At 40.1% G+C, this 18569-nt stretch carries 18 protein-coding genes; 13 read left to right on the top strand and 5 right to left on the bottom strand.

Annotation, left to right across the window (positions count from 1 at the left end; all coding sequences use genetic code 11):
• The first annotated feature begins 146 nt into the window (after positions 1–146).
• Positions 147–1436, top strand: a complete 1290-nt coding sequence (locus EU510_RS07255; RefSeq protein ID WP_149592911.1) for an alkaline phosphatase — start codon at positions 147–149, stop codon at positions 1434–1436.
• A 95-nt stretch (positions 1437–1531) separates the two neighbouring features.
• Here EU510_RS07255 and EU510_RS07260 read toward each other — a convergent pair whose 3' ends face one another.
• From EU510_RS07260 to EU510_RS07270, 3 genes are all read right to left on the bottom strand, one after another.
• Positions 1532–1861, bottom strand: a complete 330-nt coding sequence (locus EU510_RS07260) for a hypothetical protein (RefSeq protein ID WP_149592912.1) — start codon at positions 1859–1861, stop codon at positions 1532–1534.
• Positions 1862–1944: 83 nt separating this feature from the next.
• Positions 1945–2646: a tRNA (adenosine(37)-N6)-threonylcarbamoyltransferase complex dimerization subunit type 1 TsaB gene (tsaB, locus tag EU510_RS07265; RefSeq protein WP_149592913.1), complete on the bottom strand. Its 702-nt coding sequence runs from the start codon at positions 2644–2646 to the stop codon at positions 1945–1947.
• A 9-nt stretch (positions 2647–2655) separates the two neighbouring features.
• Positions 2656–4572, bottom strand: coding sequence for an ATP-dependent DNA helicase (locus tag EU510_RS07270; RefSeq protein ID WP_002960248.1), 1917 nt, complete (start codon positions 4570–4572; stop codon positions 2656–2658).
• 330 nt (positions 4573–4902) lie between these two features.
• Here EU510_RS07270 and EU510_RS07275 point away from each other — a divergent pair, with 330 nt between their 5' ends.
• Both EU510_RS07275 and EU510_RS07280 read left to right on the top strand, forming a co-directional pair.
• Positions 4903–6186: a cation:proton antiporter gene (locus tag EU510_RS07275; protein WP_149592914.1), complete on the top strand. Its 1284-nt coding sequence runs from the start codon at positions 4903–4905 to the stop codon at positions 6184–6186.
• A 283-nt stretch (positions 6187–6469) separates the two neighbouring features.
• A complete protein-coding gene (locus tag EU510_RS07280; protein ID WP_149593286.1) occupies positions 6470–8323 on the top strand; it encodes a cytochrome c/FTR1 family iron permease in 1854 nt (617 codons plus the stop codon).
• 115 nt (positions 8324–8438) lie between these two features.
• On the opposite strand, the gene EU510_RS07285 is transcribed toward EU510_RS07280, so the two are convergent.
• Complete coding sequence (locus EU510_RS07285) at positions 8439–8675, bottom strand: hypothetical protein (RefSeq protein WP_149592915.1); 237 nt, start codon at positions 8673–8675, stop codon at positions 8439–8441.
• Positions 8676–9094: 419 nt separating this feature from the next.
• Here EU510_RS07285 and hisG point away from each other — a divergent pair, with 419 nt between their 5' ends.
• The 10 genes from hisG to EU510_RS07335 all read left to right on the top strand — a co-directional run bounded on the left by hisG (position 9095) and on the right by EU510_RS07335 (position 17046).
• The gene (hisG, locus tag EU510_RS07290) at positions 9095–9994 is read left to right on the top strand and encodes an ATP phosphoribosyltransferase (RefSeq protein WP_039487703.1); all 900 of its coding nucleotides are present in this window, start codon (positions 9095–9097) and stop codon (positions 9992–9994) included.
• Between the two features lie 5 nt (positions 9995–9999).
• Entirely contained in the window at positions 10000–11301 is a 1302-nt protein-coding gene (gene hisD / locus EU510_RS07295) for a histidinol dehydrogenase (RefSeq protein WP_149592916.1), read from the top strand.
• Entirely contained in the window at positions 11291–12400 is a 1110-nt protein-coding gene (gene hisC / locus EU510_RS07300) for a histidinol-phosphate transaminase (protein ID WP_149592917.1), read from the top strand. Before hisD ends, hisC begins: the two co-directional genes overlap by 11 nt.
• Positions 12397–13458 carry a bifunctional histidinol-phosphatase/imidazoleglycerol-phosphate dehydratase HisB gene (gene hisB, locus EU510_RS07305; protein ID WP_149592918.1) on the top strand — a complete coding sequence of 354 codons (1062 nt, stop codon included), beginning with the start codon at positions 12397–12399 and terminating at the stop codon, positions 13456–13458. Before hisC ends, hisB begins: the two co-directional genes overlap by 4 nt.
• Positions 13455–14045 (top strand): imidazole glycerol phosphate synthase subunit HisH, encoded by a 591-nt coding sequence (gene hisH / locus EU510_RS07310; RefSeq protein WP_002960265.1) that lies wholly within the window; start codon positions 13455–13457, stop codon positions 14043–14045. The genes hisB and hisH overlap by 4 nt, the downstream gene beginning before the upstream one ends.
• A gap of 33 nt (positions 14046–14078) precedes the next feature.
• Entirely contained in the window at positions 14079–14813 is a 735-nt protein-coding gene (locus EU510_RS07315) for a 1-(5-phosphoribosyl)-5-[(5-phosphoribosylamino)methylideneamino] imidazole-4-carboxamide isomerase (RefSeq protein ID WP_010552951.1), read from the top strand.
• Positions 14795–15574, top strand: a complete 780-nt coding sequence (gene hisF / locus EU510_RS07320; RefSeq protein WP_002960269.1) for an imidazole glycerol phosphate synthase subunit HisF — start codon at positions 14795–14797, stop codon at positions 15572–15574. Before EU510_RS07315 ends, hisF begins: the two co-directional genes overlap by 19 nt.
• Complete coding sequence (gene hisIE / locus EU510_RS07325; RefSeq protein WP_033029702.1) at positions 15565–16179, top strand: bifunctional phosphoribosyl-AMP cyclohydrolase/phosphoribosyl-ATP diphosphatase HisIE; 615 nt, start codon at positions 15565–15567, stop codon at positions 16177–16179. The genes hisF and hisIE overlap by 10 nt, the downstream gene beginning before the upstream one ends.
• Positions 16180–16298: 119 nt before the next feature.
• A complete protein-coding gene (locus EU510_RS07330; protein ID WP_149592919.1) occupies positions 16299–16853 on the top strand; it encodes a hypothetical protein in 555 nt (184 codons plus the stop codon).
• Between the two features lies 1 nt (position 16854).
• A complete protein-coding gene (locus tag EU510_RS07335; protein WP_149592920.1) occupies positions 16855–17046 on the top strand; it encodes a DUF1289 domain-containing protein in 192 nt (63 codons plus the stop codon).
• A 41-nt stretch (positions 17047–17087) separates the two neighbouring features.
• Here the strand turns inward: EU510_RS07335 and EU510_RS07340 are convergent, their stop codons facing one another.
• Complete coding sequence (locus EU510_RS07340; RefSeq protein ID WP_149592921.1) at positions 17088–18359, bottom strand: O-acetylhomoserine aminocarboxypropyltransferase/cysteine synthase family protein; 1272 nt, start codon at positions 18357–18359, stop codon at positions 17088–17090.
• Positions 18360–18569: the final 210 nt, after the last annotated feature.

An 18569-nucleotide genomic window follows, 5' to 3' on the forward strand; every position in this document is an offset into this window, starting at 1 on the left:
TTTAAATAAATAGAACTAACAGTGTTAACTACAATTCTATTTATATAACCCCAAATTATAAATATCTTAGATATTCATTTATTTATCATCCTATCTGTATACAATATCAGCGGCTATTAAATAAGGTACACTCATAAGGTACAACCATGAAAAAACAGATCAGCTTATTGGCACTTTTATGCACCGCTTCTGGTGCTTACGCAGAATCAGCACCTAAAAATGTAATTTATATGATTGGTGATGGCATGGGTCCGGCTTACACCACGGCTTACCGCTATTTTAAAGATGACCCTGCAACAAAAAAAGTAGAAGGCACGGTTTTTGACACTATTTTAAAAGGCATGGCTCATACCTACCCTGACGACCATACTTATGTAACAGACAGTGCAGCGGGTGCTACAGCACTTAGTAGCGGTCATAAAAGTTATAATGGCGCGGTTGCTGTAGATACAGAAAAAAAACCAGTTAAAACTATGCTTGAAATTGCAAAAGAGCGTGGTATGACAACAGCGCTAGTTGTAACGTCACAAATAAACCATGCAACGCCTGCCAGCTTTACAGCTCACAATGAATCTCGTTACAACTACGATGATATTGCCAACGATTATATTGATAATAAAATTGCTGGTAAATTACCCGTTGATTTAATGCTAGGTGGCGGTACTAAATATTTTATTCGTGATGACCGTAATTTAGTTGAAGAATTTAAAGCGGCTGGCTACCAATACGGTGACGATATTAATAATTTGGGCCAAATTACACAAATACCTGCCATAGGTTTATATGCAAGCAAAGGCCTGCCATTTGCACTTGATATGAACCCAACTCGCCTTACTCAGTTAACATCTAAAGCACTTGGTTTACTAGATAACCAGAACGAAGAAGGCTTTTTTATGATGATTGAAGGCAGCCAAATTGATTGGTGTGGTCACTCTAACGATATAGCCTGTGCGATGGCTGAAATGGACGACTTTGCTAAATCAATCGAAAAAGCAAAAGCGTACGTTGATAAAAATAAAGATACTGTACTTGTAGTTACAGCCGATCACTCAACGGGTGGCTTAACTATTGGTTCGCACGGTCAATTCAAATGGGAAACAGACGTAATTAAGGGTGTTAAGGCAACGGCAAGTAAGTTAACAGACAAACTTATGGAGTCTAAAGACTTAAAACCAGTATGGACTGCTAACACCAATATTGAATTTACAACTGAAAACCAAATAAAACTTGAACAAGCTAAAAAAATGGGCGAAAAAGCGCTTAATTTAGCTGTTAAGAGTATTATTAGCGATGCAAGCTTTACTGGCTGGACAACAGGCGGGCATACCGCTGTAGACGTGCAGGTATTTGCCTATGGCAAAGGCAGTGAACAATTTATCGGCTCACAAAATAATACTGATATTGCAGATAAGCTGATTGGCTTTATTAAGCAGTAAGCTTTACGTGGTTTTTAACACAAAAAGCCCGAACATTTGTTCGGGCTTTTTATTAAATTTTATCGCTGTATTTATATAGAGCGCTTAAATAAGCGTTAAGCGTATATATCGACGCCTATTAAATTTTGTACTTCTGCTCTGCGCTCTAAATTAGCAAATTCAGTATAAGTAGAAATCGCTTTGCTTACTTGAACTGTAGGTTGGTCGTAAATTGTTTGGCTGTATTCATTGCTTTTAGCACTGCTTTTAAAAAGCTGATTAGCAAGTTCAACACCCTCAACACTGCTTTTTACGTAATCGGTATTTGTTTTGTTAGCAGCCGGTTGCTCTAATAAACTCTGTGGCTTATTAGTAACAACTTTAGTAGAGCTAACCCTACCCGGAATATCTCCGGTAAAAAAACCTGAACCAATAGGCAGCGTCATTACGCGTCTCCAACCTTAATAATGCATAAAATTATGATTTAAAAACAACCAATTTGCAAATAATACTTGAATTCAAGATTTGGTTACTCTCGACCTGGTAACTTTTTCCACGTTACTGTATCGCGCACATATTTAGGTTGAGCGTCACTCGCTTTTACAACGTCCCCTGCTAAAAACGCGGCTTCAACATGCGCTAACATATAACGTGCATCAGGCAATGTAATTTCAGTATTAATTGTCACGTTTGCAAAGTCATTAAGCGCATCAGGATAGGTTTTAAAGCCCGTACCCACCGCTACAGATGGCTCCGTGGCTGCTATATACTCATTATTTAGTAAATCAGGTTTTATAACGCATTCTTGGTTAACTAAAAGCATTAAATTATTTTGCGCTTGGTAATGTGCAAAGTATATCTCCCCCATACGCGCATCTATACTTGGATAGACGCTCAGGCTGCCGTTTTGCTCAAACGCTTGTTGAGCCATAGTAGCCAGTGTAGAAACACCTACAAGCGGCAAATTAGTTGAATATGCTAAGCCTTGTGCTATTGCTACACTAATACGTACACCGGTGAAACTACCTGGCCCTTGGCCAAAACCGATTACGTCTAAATCTTTTAATTTACAGTTTGCTTTAGTTAAGAGCTCATCTACAAGTGGAAGTATTTTTTGGCTATGCTGCTGCGGACACTCTTCAAAATGATGAAACGTTTGGCCCTGGTAATGTAAAACAATTGAAAGTGCTTCAGTTGAAGCATCAAGGGCAAGAATATTACTTTTGATCATTTTAGTACTCTAATTAATTTGTTTTAAAAATGTATTGGCATCTTCTAAGCTTCGCGTGCGGCGCATCGGCGGTAAGCTTTTCAAAAATACTTGGCCATATTGGCGTGTAACTAAGCGATTATCGCATATTACAAGTACGCCTTTGTCTTTACTATCTCGAATTAAACGCCCTACACCTTGTTTTAGCGCAATAACAGCCTGCGGTAATTGTATGTGTGAAAAAGGGTCTTTTCCTTGCATTTGGCAATCTTGCATTTTAGCTTGTAGCAATGGATCGTCAGGGGCTGCAAATGGCAATTTGTCTATAATAACACAGCTTAATGTACTGCCGCGTACATCAACACCTTCCCAAAAAGAAGCCGTGCCGAGTAATACCGCATTACCATGGCGAGTAAACTTCTCTAAAATAATACGCTTAGACATTTGCCCCTGCATATAAACTGGGTAGTCTATTTGTGTAGTAAGCCCTTCGGCCACTAAGTGCATCATTCGATAACTAGTAAATAGCACAAAACAACGCCCTTGCGCTGATTTTATAAGCTCAAGTGTTAGTTTTACAATCGCATGCGGCATATTATCAGCGTGCGATTCAGGTAAGTAGCGGGGTAAACACAGCAGCGCCTGGTTAGGATAATCAAATGGGCTATCTACCATCATGCTTTGTTTTGGTTTTAAACCTAGGCTTGCATTAAAATGCTCTAGTTTATTATCAACCGAAAGTGTTGCTGAAGTAAATACAAAGCCTGCGCCCGTGTCTTGCATCATTTGAGCAAACTTAGCTGATACATTTAATGGCGTTATATTAATTGTTAAATAACGGCGCGTTGTTTCATACCAATAACTAAAGCCAGTTTGGGCTGTGTCAAAAACCCGCTCTAACTGCCCTTTAAATGCCAAGGCACGCTCAAACGGATGCTCTATTTTATCGCTTCTGTCTAAGCAAAGTTTAAGTACTTGGTAAACAAAATCTAAATCACTGATGACACGATGAAGCGCCGCGCATATTTGTTTATCGCTGAGTTTTTCTCGCCAATCGCCACGACTGCCATCAACGCCAAATTGTAATCGTAAGTCAGCTACGCTTGTCTCAAGCTTGTTTAAGCTTTTACCCAGTTGCAGCATATCGGGAATTTCAGCTCTATAAATAGCACGTAAATCGTTAATTAAATCCACAAGCTTTTTAGTGCTTACACTTTCACCAAAATAATCACTGGCAATTTCGCTTAACTGATGGGCTTCATCAAATATATACGCATCAGCTTTTGGCATAAGTTCAGCAAAGCCACTTTCTTTTACAGCCATATCAGCAAAAAACAAATGGTGATTAATCACAACCACATCGGCATCGGCCGCAGTTAACCGTGCTTTGCGAATATAACAGCTTTGAAAATCTGGACATTCTTTGCCTAAGCAGTTATCAGCTGTTGAATTTACATAAGGCAATACTTTGGCATCATCTTCTATACCAATACAATCGGCTAAATCGCCCGATTGCGTTTCGCTTGCAAACTTAGCTACCATGGCTAGTTGATGCATTACGTCAGAGTCGTCAGTAGGTACATGCGCAACATGTTGATTAAGTCGGTAGGTGCATAGGTAATTGGCGCGCCCTTTTAATAAGGCGGTTTTTTTTGAAGCACTTAAAGCTTTAACTAGTTGCGGTAAATCGCGGTGATAAAGCTGCTCTTGTAGAGCTTTAGAGCCTGTTGATATTATCGTGCGCCCTTTTGACTTAAGTGCAGGGGCTAAGTATGCAAATGTTTTACCAGTACCCGTGCCTGCTTCAACAACTAATTGTGAGCTGTTTTTTAATGCATCCGCAACAGCTACTGCCATATCAATTTGTGGTTGGCGAGGCGTATACCCATCTAAAGATAACGCCAAAGGCCCGGTTGCACTAAACAGCTGTTTGATAATACCAATCACTTTAAAATAAATAATAGCGGGATTTTACGTAAGCAAAGCATTAAGGGCAAGTAATTACAAAACCCACTTTTACTTTACGAATTAGTACGCACTTTAATAGTGTAATTAATCATTCGATTTTACAATATACTGTGTATTTATAACGTACATTTAATTTAATAATGACAATATTTACAAAGCCCAATTTCCTATTAACTCCTACTAAAAATAATCCCTATTAAAAGCTATATTTAGACATAAAAACTGTGACTCTGAAATATTACAGGAGTACCATACGCGGGTTTATAATCCTCTTTTTCGTGTGTCGTTTAAAAATAGTAAGGTTAGCCAATGAATGCTTGGTATCTCATTTGTTTTCTCTCTGCCATTGCAATTTTTATTGCTTTTGCAAACCAATATATCCTCAAAATGCAAACTACAATTGCCATTACTACAGGCTCAGTTGTTATTTCTTTATTATTGATTATTGCCGTTAAATTATTAGGCGATCAAAATGCATTAGCCATGACCCAAATTGTTTCCAGTATTAACTTTAACGAGTTATTACTCAAAGGTATGCTCGGATTTTTACTTTATGCTGGCGCATTGGAAATTAACCTTATGGCGCTTCGTAAACAACGATGGGAAATAACCGCACTAGTGCTATTTTCAACCATTGCTTCTACTTTTATAGTCGGTTATTTAAGTTTTTATCTATTTGCCTTATTTGGCTTTGATGTACCATTTATATACTGTTTATTATTTGGCGCACTTATTAGCCCAACCGACCCTATTGCTGTACTTGCTATTATTAAACAAATGCGTGCACCAGAGGGTATCTCAGTTCAAGTAGAAGGTGAGTCGTTATTTAACGATGGTATTGGCTTGGTAATATTTACGACCATTTTTTCAGTTGCTTTTTATGGCACCGATGCACAATTTGGCGATATAGCAGAACTCTTTTTTGTAGACGCCCTAGGCGGTATTGCATTTGGTTTAGTTATCGCTTTGGTTGGCCACTTTTTAATTATTAATAGCCGCGATGTAAATATTCGCTTATTAATTACCTTAACTATTCCTACCGCAGGTTTTGCCGCTGCAAATATTTGGGAAATATCAGGCGCACTTGCCATGGTAACCAGTGGCATATTAATGGGGAACATTACTCGCTCTAAAGCAACTGAGCGCACGGGGCCTGAAGATACTCGTTACGTAAAAGATTTTTGGCATGCAACCGATAGCTTTTTAAATGCCCTACTGTTTTTAATAATAGGTATGCTAATAGTAACTATGCCAATCACACTTGGTGAAATTGGCTTAGGCTTACTGATGGTACCTGCAGTATTAATAGCACGCTTTATTAGCGTAGGCGCACCCTTTGTTATCTTTAAACGCTTTAGAACTTACGATAAACACAGTGTTAAAATTTTAACCTGGGGTGGGCTACGTGGTGGCCTTGCACTGGCAATGGCAGCAGCAATCCCACGCGAGCAAGTTTTTGTAGGCGGCTCTGACCTACATAACCTAATCGTTATTGTTACTTACGTTGTGGTTATATTTTCTATTATTGTACAAGGCTTAACTATTTCGCCGCTTATCCAAAGCAGCATTAAATCAGCTGAGCAAGCAAAGTAATAAATGCTTTGTGAGCAATCAACTCAGTAACCAAGTTATTATATAAATCACTTGGTTACTGTTACTCTCGTGTTACAAAAACACTTAAAAGTTCTATAAATTGTTATCCTTTTTATTTATCTTCTTTGTTTAAATTAATCCACTTGAAATGCAAATGAAAACAATTATAATTTTGGCTTTTCCTCTGTAGGGCTTTTCAATGTCCAAAAATAATTCTCACGTGTTTTTTAATTTGATATCTATGGGCAAACGACAATTTCATTGTTTTTTTGTGCTTTTTATAATGGCTATGGCAAGCTTTAATGTGTCGGCCTCACCTAATGAGCAAACAAAAATAAAACAAATTGCACAGCTTGCAGAGTATGTAGGTGTAGATTACGTGGCAGCTGTTGGAAATGGTGAAATACTAGACCCCGACGAATATCAAGAAATGACTGAATTTTCGCACGTCATTATTGAGCAAGCTGGACAGCTATCAGGCCAAACTAATGAGTTTGATACAGTAAAGGCACAAGCTAAAGCACTGCATACAGCGATTGCTAATAAAGCGAGTGTTGCTGATGTACGTGCAGCAAGCTCAGCGCTTCGTGAGTCGCTGCTTATTTTTATGCCACAACTATCATTACCTACATCGTTGCTTGCGGTTGAGCAAACTAAAGCGCTTTTTGCTGCTAACTGCTCAATGTGTCATGGCCTAAGTGGTCAAGGCGACGGCCCGCTTGCAAAAGATTTATCGCCAGAACCTACCAATTTTACCGACGAAGAACGTGCAACTAACCGCTCATTAATGGGGTTATTTGACGCTGTAAGTAACGGCATTGACGACACACCTATGGTTGCTTTTACTCAATTTAACGAACAACAACGATGGTCTTTAGCTTTCTATGTAGGTAGCTTGGCATTTAAAGATGTTCAAAAACCACAAAATGTAGAACAAAACATTACGGCTTCGCAGATTGTAAACCTAAACCCTGCACAATTATCGGCAGGTCAAAGTGAAGCACAAGCACATTACGTTAAATGGCTTCGTGGTAACCCAGAACAATTATTTAGCGCTAACAAAAATCCGATAACAGTTACTCGCACGCAATTACTAGCAGCACAAGCCGCGCATGCTAAAGGCAATTACTCACAAGCAAGTGATTTAGCAATTAGTGCATACTTAGATGGCTTTGAGCTTGTTGAAAACAACTTAAATGCCTACGACGAGACTTTGCGTAAAAACATCGAAGTACAACTGATGAGCCTGCGCCAAACATTCAAAAACGAAAAAGATACAGCCGTCGTTGCCGAAAAAGTAAATGCGGCACTCACGCAACTCGCTAAAGCTGATAGCATGCTAAACGAAACAAAGCTAACTGATGGCGCTCTACTTTCAGCAAGTTTAATCATATTACTGCGAGAAGGCTTAGAAGCACTCTTAGTTGTTATTGCCCTTATGACTGTGCTTATTAAAACGAAACGTCAAGATGCGCTTAAGTATGTACATATTGGCTGGGTAACAGCACTTATTGCCGGTGGATTAACATGGGCTGCTGCGCAAACATTAATAGAAATAAGTGGTGCAAGTCGAGAAGTAATGGAAGGTGCTGGTGCATTGTTTGCCGCTGTAATTTTACTGTATGTTGGCGTATGGATGCACAGTAAAACAAGTGCGCAACAATGGCAAAAATACATAAAAGACAACATAGATAAGCGTCTTGAGTCGGGAACACTTTGGGGATTGGCGGGGCTTTCTTTTATTGCCGTATACCGTGAAGTATTCGAAACCGTATTGTTTTATCAGTCTTTATTAACGCAAAGCTCACCTGCTCAATATTCATCTATCGCATCGGGTTTTGCGATAGCTATAGCAATACTAGCTATTATTACGTGGGTATTAATTAAATACTCGATTAAATTACCGGTGGCTAAGTTTTTTGCCATTACCACTTACCTACTATTTGCACTCTCGTTTGTGCTTATGGGCAAAGCCGTAATTGCATTACAAGAGGCCGACATAATAGGTATTACCTCGCTACCAATGAGCTTTGATATAGCATGGCTTGGTATTAAGTCAACATGGCAAGGTATTATAGCTCAGGTATGTGTGTTCGCTATATTTAGCTTTTATATATTTAAAAGCAAAAACCAATAGTAATGCCTATCTGCTTAAGAGTTTAAGCTAATTGGCATAAGCAAAATACATAGTAAAAAGGCCCGCAAGGGCCTTTTTGAGTTAATTGCTTATGTATTTAGTAAAGTTGGTATTATCAAGCCCATGTATCTAAATGGGGGTTTTCGTCATCGTCTACGTTAGCGTTTTTTTTATTATTTTTATCATCAAGCATATTGAGCGTTTTCTTTTTTTGTAACTCACGCCTTTTTTTATTCTCTAGCTCAACTTTTTCAGCGGCCGATCCACTTTGCACACCCGCAATATGAAAAGCACTTTTTGACTCAACTTCTAGTCTGGTTATTCTTCCTAAATAAGGAATCATGATATCCATACACACTCCCTTAGTTTATTGTTTAATTATCTAAACGCTTGGTTTGGCTAATAAACAAACAAATATATACAAAAATTGCACTTTTCTTCCCAATATTATCGACAGTTATAAGATATGCTTTAATTAAGCTAAAAAAAACTTGCCATAATACGGCTGTTTATGTTTTTATGAATGCGAAATTTATTTAAACAGATAACAACTGAACGTTACTATAATAACGAGCAGTTACATAGGATAAAAAATGCGCTTAAACCTGACAACAGTACATCATCACCACCATTCACCGGAATAACCTGTCAGGTCTTTCGCTGAGAGGTTATTCCTAAAAGGAACCTCTGGCGATTCAAAAAACATTGATTCATTTTCGCCCTGAGGTTCCCCTCGGGGTTTTTAGTTTTTAAATTAAAGGAAAATGAATAATGAGTAACTCAAATCGTCTACGTATCGCCATCCAAAAAGGCGGCCGCCTATCTAAAGATTGTCAAGATCTGTTAAAACAGTTAGGTGTTAAACTTAACCTTCGTGAACAACGCTTAATTGCACACTCAACTAATATGCCAATTGACGTACTACGTGTGCGCGATGACGATATTCCTGGTTTAGTAATGGACGGTGTATGTGATTTAGGTATCGTTGGCGAAAACGTACTAGTGGAAGTTCAAGCAGAACGTGAACGTCAAGGTGTTCCAAGCGAAGTCAACAAACTTTCAAAACTAGATTTTGGTTACTGTCGTCTTGCACTTGCATGGCCACAAGAGCTAGGCGCTCGCGATAAGAGCTGGTTTGAAGGCAAACGTATTGCAACTACCTACCCAGAAATTTTAACGCAGTGGTTAAAGCGCGAAGGCATTAACGCAAGTACAGTAATGCTTACTGGCTCTGTTGAAGTAGCACCACGTGCAGGTTTATCTGATGCAATTTGTGATTTAGTATCTACTGGCGCAACACTTGAAGCTAACGGCTTAATTCAAGGCGATACAATTTTAGAATCAAACGCCTGTTTAATTCAAAATAAAGATCTTCAAGACGCTGACAAACTAGCACTAATCAATAAGCTTATGCCGCGCCTACGTGGTGTTAGACAAGCTAAAGAAAGCAAATACATCATGCTACACGCTCCAAAAAACAAGCTTGATGAAATTTGTGAAATCTTACCAGGTTCTGGTCAACCTACTCTACTTGCCCTTGCTGGTAACGAAGAGTACGTAGCACTTCACATGGTAAGCAGTGAAACATTATTTTGGGAAACAATGGAGCAGTTAAAAGCCCTAGGCGCTAACTCTATTTTAGTTATGCCAATTGAAAAAATGATGGAGTAAGTACCATGCTTCGTTGGAATGAGGAATCTTCACAAGTACAAGCAGCGGCGCTAATGCGTCCTGCAGTTTCTGTAAGCGCAAAGGTTGAAGCAATATGCAAAACTATTTTAGCTAATGTAAAAGAGCAAGGCGATGAGGCCTTACTTAGCATGGCCAAAGAGTTTGATAATAGAGCTAACCCACGTTTGCGTGTACCGCTAGATGAAATTAACGCATCTGAGCAAGCACTAAGTGCAGAGCTTAAATACGCAATTGACACCGCTTATGCAAATGTTAAACGTTTTCACGAAGCGCAGTTGCCAAAAGATATTAAATTATCGACCCAACCAGGCGTTGTATGTGAACTGAAATATCAAGCCATCGAAGCAGTCGGTATATATGTACCCGGTGGCAGTGCTCCACTGCCATCGTCGGTTATTATGCAAGGTGTATTAGCACAGTTAAGCGGCGCTAAAACCGTTGTACTTGCTACGCCGGTACAAGGTGACAAAGCAATTAACCCTGCTATTTTATATGCGGCTAAGTTATGTGGCATTACTACTTTAATAGAAAGTGGTGGCGCAGGCGCAATTGCAGCAATGGCATATGGCACCGAATCGGTTCCTAAAGTAAACAAAATTTTTGGCCCAGGTAATAGCTTCGTAACAATGGCTAAACAGCTCGTTGCGCAAACTATCCCAGGTATGGCAATTGATATGCCAGCAGGTCCTTCTGAAGTATTAGTTATTGCAGATGAACGTGCAAACCCAGAATTTATAGCCGCCGATTTACTCTCACAAGCAGAGCACGGCGCAGACTCGCAAGTTATTTTACTATGTAACAGCGAAAATATTATAGAACAAACTCAGCAGGCACTTACACGCCAGTTAGCTAATTTGAGCCGCAAAGAAACAGCCGAGCAAGCGCTTGCTAATTCTTCACTTATTTTGGTTGATTCAGTTGAGCAAGCATTTGAAGTATCGGCGCAATACGGCCCAGAGCACTTAATTTTACAATTAGCTGATGCAACTCCTTACCTAGATAAAGTTAAAAATGCAGGCTCAGTATTTGTAGGTGACTACACACCAGAATCTGCAGGCGATTACGCATCGGGTACTAACCACGTGTTACCAACGTATGGTTATAGTGCAACTTACTCGAGTTTAAACTTGCTTGATTTTTTCCGTACATACACAGTGCAAACAATTACTAAAAGTGGTTTAACGCAGCTTTCAAAAGCAATTTTACCACTTGCAGACGCAGAAGGCCTTGATGCCCACGCTAATGCGGTTTCAATTCGTTTAGAGGCAATTAAAAATGAGCAATGAGAGCGCACAATCGTCTAGCTTATTACCTAAAAATATTGCAGCTCTTGCTGCCTATAGCTCTGCTAAAAGTGAAAAGCTAACCGGTACTACGTGGCTAAATGCTAACGAAAGCCCGTATGCTAAAAACCTTGAACTGAGTATTGAAGATTTAAATCGCTACCCCGATCCACAACCGCAACTGGTTATTGACAGGTACGCAGCTTATACAGAGCTTAAAAGCGAAAATGTATTAATGACGCGCGGTGCAGATGAAGGCATTGAGCTTTTAGTACGCACTTATTGCGAACCTGCAAAAGACAGCATTGCGTTATTTTTACCAACCTACGGTATGTACAAAGTAACGGCTGATACTCATAACGTTGCTATTAATAGCCTAACGCAAGCGCTATTACTTGATGGTAGTGTGGATGAAATAGTTGCAGCTGTTGGCAGCTCAAAATTGGTATTTATTTGTAACCCAAATAATCCAACGGGTAGCTTAACGCCTCTTGATAAAGTAAAAGCAATTGCAACAGCCCTTGCGGGTAAAGCCTTAGTAATTGTTGATGAAGCCTATATAGAGTTTTGCCCAGAGCAAAGCGCCACTAAACTTATTAATGAGTTTAGTAATGTAGTGGTTTTGCGTACACTTTCTAAAGCCTTTGCACTTGCAGGCCTTAGAACTGGTTTTACACTTGCACAACAAAGTGTACTAGCGCCAATTCGTAAAGTGATTGCGCCGTATCCGGTATCGGGTGTGGTGGCAAGTATTGCAGCGCAAGCAATTGCACCTGATGCAATTACATCAATGCGCCGCCAAGTTACTATTTTAAATAGCTTAAAAGCTAAGTTGGTAGATTGGCTAAACGCCTCTCCTGCTGCATTAAAAATTCTCACTGGTGAAGGTAACTTTGTTACTTTAAAATTAGCCGATAAAAACTACTTTAAAATTGCACTTGAGCAAGGTTTGGTTATGCGCGCTTTTACGCTATACGGTGAAGACGATTGGCTACGAATTTCTATTGGCAGTGAACAAGAACTTGAACAAGTAAAAATTTGGTTAGATGGCTTACAAACGCCGGCTACCGCAGCATCTTTAGCAGGAAACGAAGTATCATGAGTAACCCCTATTTATTTATAGACCGCGACGGCACTATTATTGAAGAGCCAATTACCGACAAACAGGTAGATAGCCTTGAAAAGCTAGCATTTTTACCTGGTGTTATTCCTGCGTTATTACAATTACAAGCCGCAGGTTACCGTTTAGTAATGGTATCTAACCAAGATGGCTTAGGCACAGACAGCTTCCCGACTGCTGATTTTGACATAGCACAAGATAAAATGATGGACATAATGCAAAGCCAAGGCATTAGCTTTGAGACCGTATTAATTTGTCCACACTTTGACGAGCAAAACTGTGATTGCCGTAAACCTAAAACAGGTTTATTAACTGAGCTTATGCGCTCTGGCAAAGTCGATTTAGCACGTTCATATGTAATTGGCGATCGCCAAACAGATATTGGCCTTGCACAAAACTTATGTTGTGAAGGCATTTTGTACGATGGCAGCTGGCCTGCCATTGTTACCAAGCTAACCACAGCCAACCGCGAAGGTCGTGTTACCCGTAACACCAAAGAAACCCAAATTGATGTAGCCATAAACCTAGATCAAACTAAAAATGGCAGCATAGACACCGGACTTGGCTTTTTTGATCATATGCTTGATCAAATTCGCACCCACGCAAACATTGGTTTAAACATTAAAGCCAAAGGCGATTTACACATAGATGAGCACCACCTTGTTGAAGATATTGGTATTGCTCTTGGTGTTGCACTTAAACAAGCGCTTGGCACTAAATCGCAAATTGCACGCTATGGTTTTGCGCTTCCTATGGATGAATGTAAAGCCGAAGCACAAATTGATTTATCGGGTCGTGCTTCATTTGTATTAAACGCTAACTTTAGCCGCGAAAAAGCAGGCGACTTAGACGTGCAAATGGTTGAGCACTTTTTCAAAAGTTTAAGTGATAACGCCGCTATTAGCCTTATTTTATCGGTAAGCGACGGTAACTGTCATCACCAAGTAGAAGGCTTATTTAAAGCGTTTTCACGTGCTCTTCGTATGGCAGTAGCACAAGACACGACCCAACAAACAGCCAGCTCTAAGGGATGTTTATGATTGCCATAATTAATACCGGTTGTGCCAATATAAATTCAGTACGCTTTGCGTTTGAACGCTTAGGGCAAACGCCAACAGTAATTACATCACCAGAGCAATTAGCGGGTTTTGAACGCGCTATATTGCCAGGTGTAGGTCATGCGTCGGTTGCTATGAAACGCCTAGTAGATAACGGCTGGCAACAAGCTATAAATGAATACCAGCGCCCACTGATGGGAATTTGTTTAGGTATGCAGTTACTGTGCGAAAGCACCGAAGAAGGTAACGTACAGTGCCTAGGTAAAATACCAGGGCAAGTAAAAGCGCTTGATGTAGGCAATTTAACGTCGCCGCATATGGGTTGGAATAACTTAAGCGTTAATAAAGAGCATGCATTAACTAAAGGGCTAACGCTTGATGAGCAAGTTTATTTTGTTCATAGCTTTGCGCACACCGTAAACGACGCCACACTAGTAAGCGGCGAGTACGGTCAAACCTTTTCAGCCATTGTTGCTAAAGACAATTACGCAGGCATGCAATTTCACCCAGAGCGCAGCGCAAAAGTTGGCGCACGTTTATTACAAAATTTTGTTGATTGGCAGTTATAAGCTGCCCATTAACTAACAAAAAAGAGATTATTTGTGATTATTCCAGCATTAGACGTATTACAAAATCAAATTGTGCGCTTGTACCAAGGTAAATACGACACAGCACAGTTTTACCCTTTCGAACTTGGCGCGCGTTTAAAAGAATACGCCGACAGCGGCGCAGGTAAACTACACCTTGTTGATTTAGAAGGTGCACGCGATCCAAGTAAAAAACAGTGGAAACATATTCAAGCTGCAACCAAAGCACTTAACGTACCGTACCAAGTGGGCGGCGGTATTCGCTCAGAGCAAGATGTAAGTGATTGGCTAAAAGCCGGTGCAAACCAAGTTGTTATTGGTTCAATGGCAGTAGAAAAACGCGAACAAGTAAAAGCCTGGATTGAACAATTTGGCGCAGAGCACTTTGTAATTGCCCTTGATGTAAATAAAACAGCTACGGGCTGGGCACCAGCAACACACGGTTGGTTAAGTGAATCTGAATTTGGTTTACTAGAGCTGGTAGATTTTTACGTGGGCTTAGGTGTTATTGATTTTTTATGCACGGACATCAGTAAAGATGGCACCATGACGGGTCCATCGTTTGAGCTTTACGAAGATTTAACTCGTCACAACAGCACTATTAAAGTGCAAGCTTCAGGTGGCGTAAGCTCACTTGACGACATTAAAAAGCTTAAAGAGCTTGGTGTGGGCGGCGTTATTTTAGGTAAATCATTGCTTGATGGCGCATTTAGTGTTGAGGAGGCGTTGGCATGTTATCAAAACGCATAATCCCATGTTTAGATGTTAAAGACGGCCAAGTAGTAAAAGGCGTTAAATTTAAAGGCCATGAAATAGTTGGCGACATTTTAACAATGGCTAAAGCCTATAGCGAAGCTGGCGCCGATGAATTGGTTTTTTACGAGATCAGCGCAAGCGTTGAAAAACGCCTACTTGATGTAAACTGGGTAGAGAGCATTGCACGTAATATCGATATTCCATTTTGTGTAGCCGGCGGTATTAAGTCGGTCGCTGATGCAGCGCGTGTTTTAGAGCGCGGCGCAGACAAAATAAGCATCAACAGCCCTGCTATTGCGCGCCCTGAACTTATTAAAGAATTACACGATGAGTTTGGCAAGCAATGTGTTGTTGTAGGTATTGATAGCTTTTTTGATGAAATTACCGGCGAGTATTTAGTGTATCAATTAACCGGCGATCCTAATGCATCAAGCCGTACGCGCTATAAAACACAAGAATGGGTTAAACGCGTACAAGATTTAGGCGCAGGCGAAATTGTATTAAACTGTATGAACCAAGATGGCGTTCGTAACGGTTACGATAACGAGCAACTAAGTAAAATTCGCGAGCTGTGTGACATTCCTTTAATCGCCTCTGGCGGTGCAGGTAGTATGCAAGATTTTGTTGATGTATTTAAACAAAGCAAAGTAGATGGTGCATTAGCCGCCAGCGTTTTTCATAAAAATGTGATTAACATTGGCGAACTAAAACAATTTTTAACAGATAACCAAGTGGCAGCAAGATTATGCAAGTAACACAACAAAACCAAGCTCAAGTCGATTTCGCTAAAAGTGACATGATCCCTGCTATTATTCAAGATGCCCGCTCGGGTGTTATTTTAATGCAAGGCTTTATGAACAGCGAAGCACTCGCTGTTACCCTTGATACCAATAAGGTAACGTTTTACTCGCGTTCAAAATCGCGTTTATGGACTAAAGGCGAGTCATCAGAGAACTACTTAAACGTAGTATCTGTGCATACTGATTGTGACTACGACTCAATTTTAGTCCTTGCCAACCCAGAAGGCCCAACGTGCCACTTAGGCACACAAAGCTGTTTTGGTGATGAAGCAAAACCAAGTTTAAGCTTTTTAGCACAGTTAGAAGATGTGATTGTTGAGCGTAAAAACGACGACCCATCAAAAAGCTACACTGCATCATTATTTGCAAAAGACTTAAGCCGTAGCTGTCAAAAAGTAGGTGAAGAAGGCGTAGAAGTGGCACTTGCCGCTATGAAACACGATAACGATGAGCTAACAAACGAATCTGCTGATTTAATTTATCACCTTACAGTATTACTACAACGCCAAGGCTTAGCCCTTGAAGATGTAGTTAAATGCTTGCAAGGTCGCCATAAATAGTACTTGCTAAAGAAAATTACAAAAGGCCCATATTTTATGGGCCTTTTTGTTTTTCGCTTTTAGTTGAATAAATTATGTATGGTATAGTGCAAGGCTCAATTAATCGGTTACTGTGAACTATGAAAAACTATATTACTCCTTCCTTCGTCGCATTTGTTTTAGTTGTCGCATTTATTTTAGCGGGCTGTACCAGCAAAACTAATCAGACTACAACGAAAGCAACCACTACTACAACGAAGCAGTCTGTAAAAACCACAGTAATACCCGATGAATGCAGCACCATTAATAACCTAATAAATGGTTATGAGTCTGGTTTTAATTCAATAAAAACAGATAAAGTAAATAACCAGTTTACTAATCAATGGCGTACTAATTCTCATATGATTGGAGCAAACTGTACAGTTACTTTAAATAAGTCAGAGCAAGCAAGCTACCAATGCCAAACACCTGTTAATACACAAACGCAAACCGTAAAGTCTCATCAAAAACTGGCTAAGCAATTACGCCAATGCTTAACCAAAACAGGTTGGTTTGAAAGTCAAAAAGAAACAGCAAGTTCAATTTACAGCACCTTTGTACTCGATACTAAAACCCCAGTGATTACACTCTCAACTAATCAAGAAGGTAAAGGATTTACTACTCGCTTTGAAATTGCACCACCGTTAGGACTTTAATATGCGCCAATTAAATCAAAACAAAAAACCATCTAAATTTAAAACTGATTGCCTAGGAATATGCGAAAGGCGCAGCGGTTACTGCACCGGATGTGGGCGTACCAACGAGGAAATATTTGATTGGATAATATTATCTGAAGATGAAAAAAAAGCGATTTTAGAAACACCGCGAGCCGATATCTCAAAAGCGTAATGGAGCTAAAAGCCTCAATATCCCGAGGCTATAAATTAACGCTATGCTTTATCGAGCGCTTGGCTTACATCAGCAATTATATCTGCAATGTTCTCAATACCGACTGACAAACGGATTAAATCGCGACTTACACCCGCATTAGCAAGCTCTTCATCATTTAGTTGGCGGTGTGTAGTTGATGCAGGATGGCACGCAAGCGACTTGGCATCGCCAATATTAACTAAGCGTAAAATCATGTTTAGCGCATCAATAAAACGAGTACCCGCTTCTAGGCCACCAGCAATACCAAAGCTTAAAATACCCGATGCTTTACCACTGGTAATTTTTTGACTCATTTCGTTATACGGGCTTGATTTAAGCCCTGCGTAGTTAACCCAAAGCACTTTTGGATGGTTTTCTAAATACTCAGCCAGATACTGCGCATTTTCGCAGTGGCGATCCATTCTTAAGCCTAAGGTTTCAAGGCCAATTAAAATGTCAGATGCGTTTTTAGGGGCAAGCGCTGCGCCAGTATTTCTAAGTGGCACTACTCTACAGCGTCCAATAAATGCAGCTTCAGCAAAGGCTTCGGTATAAACCACATTGTGATACGACGGATCGGGCTCGTTCATCATTGCAAAGCGCATGGCATTCGCTTTCCAATCAAATTTTCCTGAGTCGACAATCATGCCGCCAATGGCTGTACCGTGCCCGTTTATATACTTTGTCAGTGAGTGAACCACTATATCGGCGCCCAGCTCAAATGGGCGGCATAAATACGGCGTAGCCACGGTATTATCAACAATAAGCGGCACACCTTTGCTGTGTGCAATACGTGCTAAACGTTCAATATCAACAATATTGCCTGCCGGATTACCAATAGATTCACAAAAAACAGCGCGGGTGCTGTCGTCAATTGCATTCTCGAACGCGGTAAAGTCATCGGCCTTTATCATGCGTGCTTCAATACCTTGCCTAGGTAAGGTATGTGCAAATAAGTTATACGTACCACCATATACTTGGCTAGTGCTTACAATGTTAGTACCGACTTCACACAAACATTGAATAGCATACGTAATAGCAGCCATCCCAGAGGCAACAGCCAGCCCACCAATACCCCCTTCCATCGCGGCAATACGTTGTTCAAGTACGGCATTTGTTGGGTTCATTATGCGGGTGTAAATATTCCCAGGTACTTTTAAATCGAATAAATCAGCACCATGCTGCGTGTTATCAAATGTATAAGAAGAAGTGTGATAGATAGGCACGGCTGCCGATTTGGTCGTAGCCTCGGATTCGTAACCGTGGTGCAGTGCTAATGACTCTAATTTCATAATTTATTCCTTCAATTAATTTACTACTAACCTAGCACTTCTTGGCTATAAAATGCACATGAAATATACTAAAGAGTGCTGAGGTGATTTGATTCAAGTTAAAGGCAGGTCAGAGCGAAATATAGTCATTCACACCTAAGAACTACACTTTAAAGTGGTTTAGGGTATGTGCTTACTGGCTACGAATAATGAGCGAAAATCATTTGATGA

Source organism: Pseudoalteromonas sp. FUC4, assembly GCF_008370255.1.
In the GTDB taxonomy this organism is placed as follows: Bacteria; Pseudomonadota; Gammaproteobacteria; order Enterobacterales; family Alteromonadaceae; genus Pseudoalteromonas.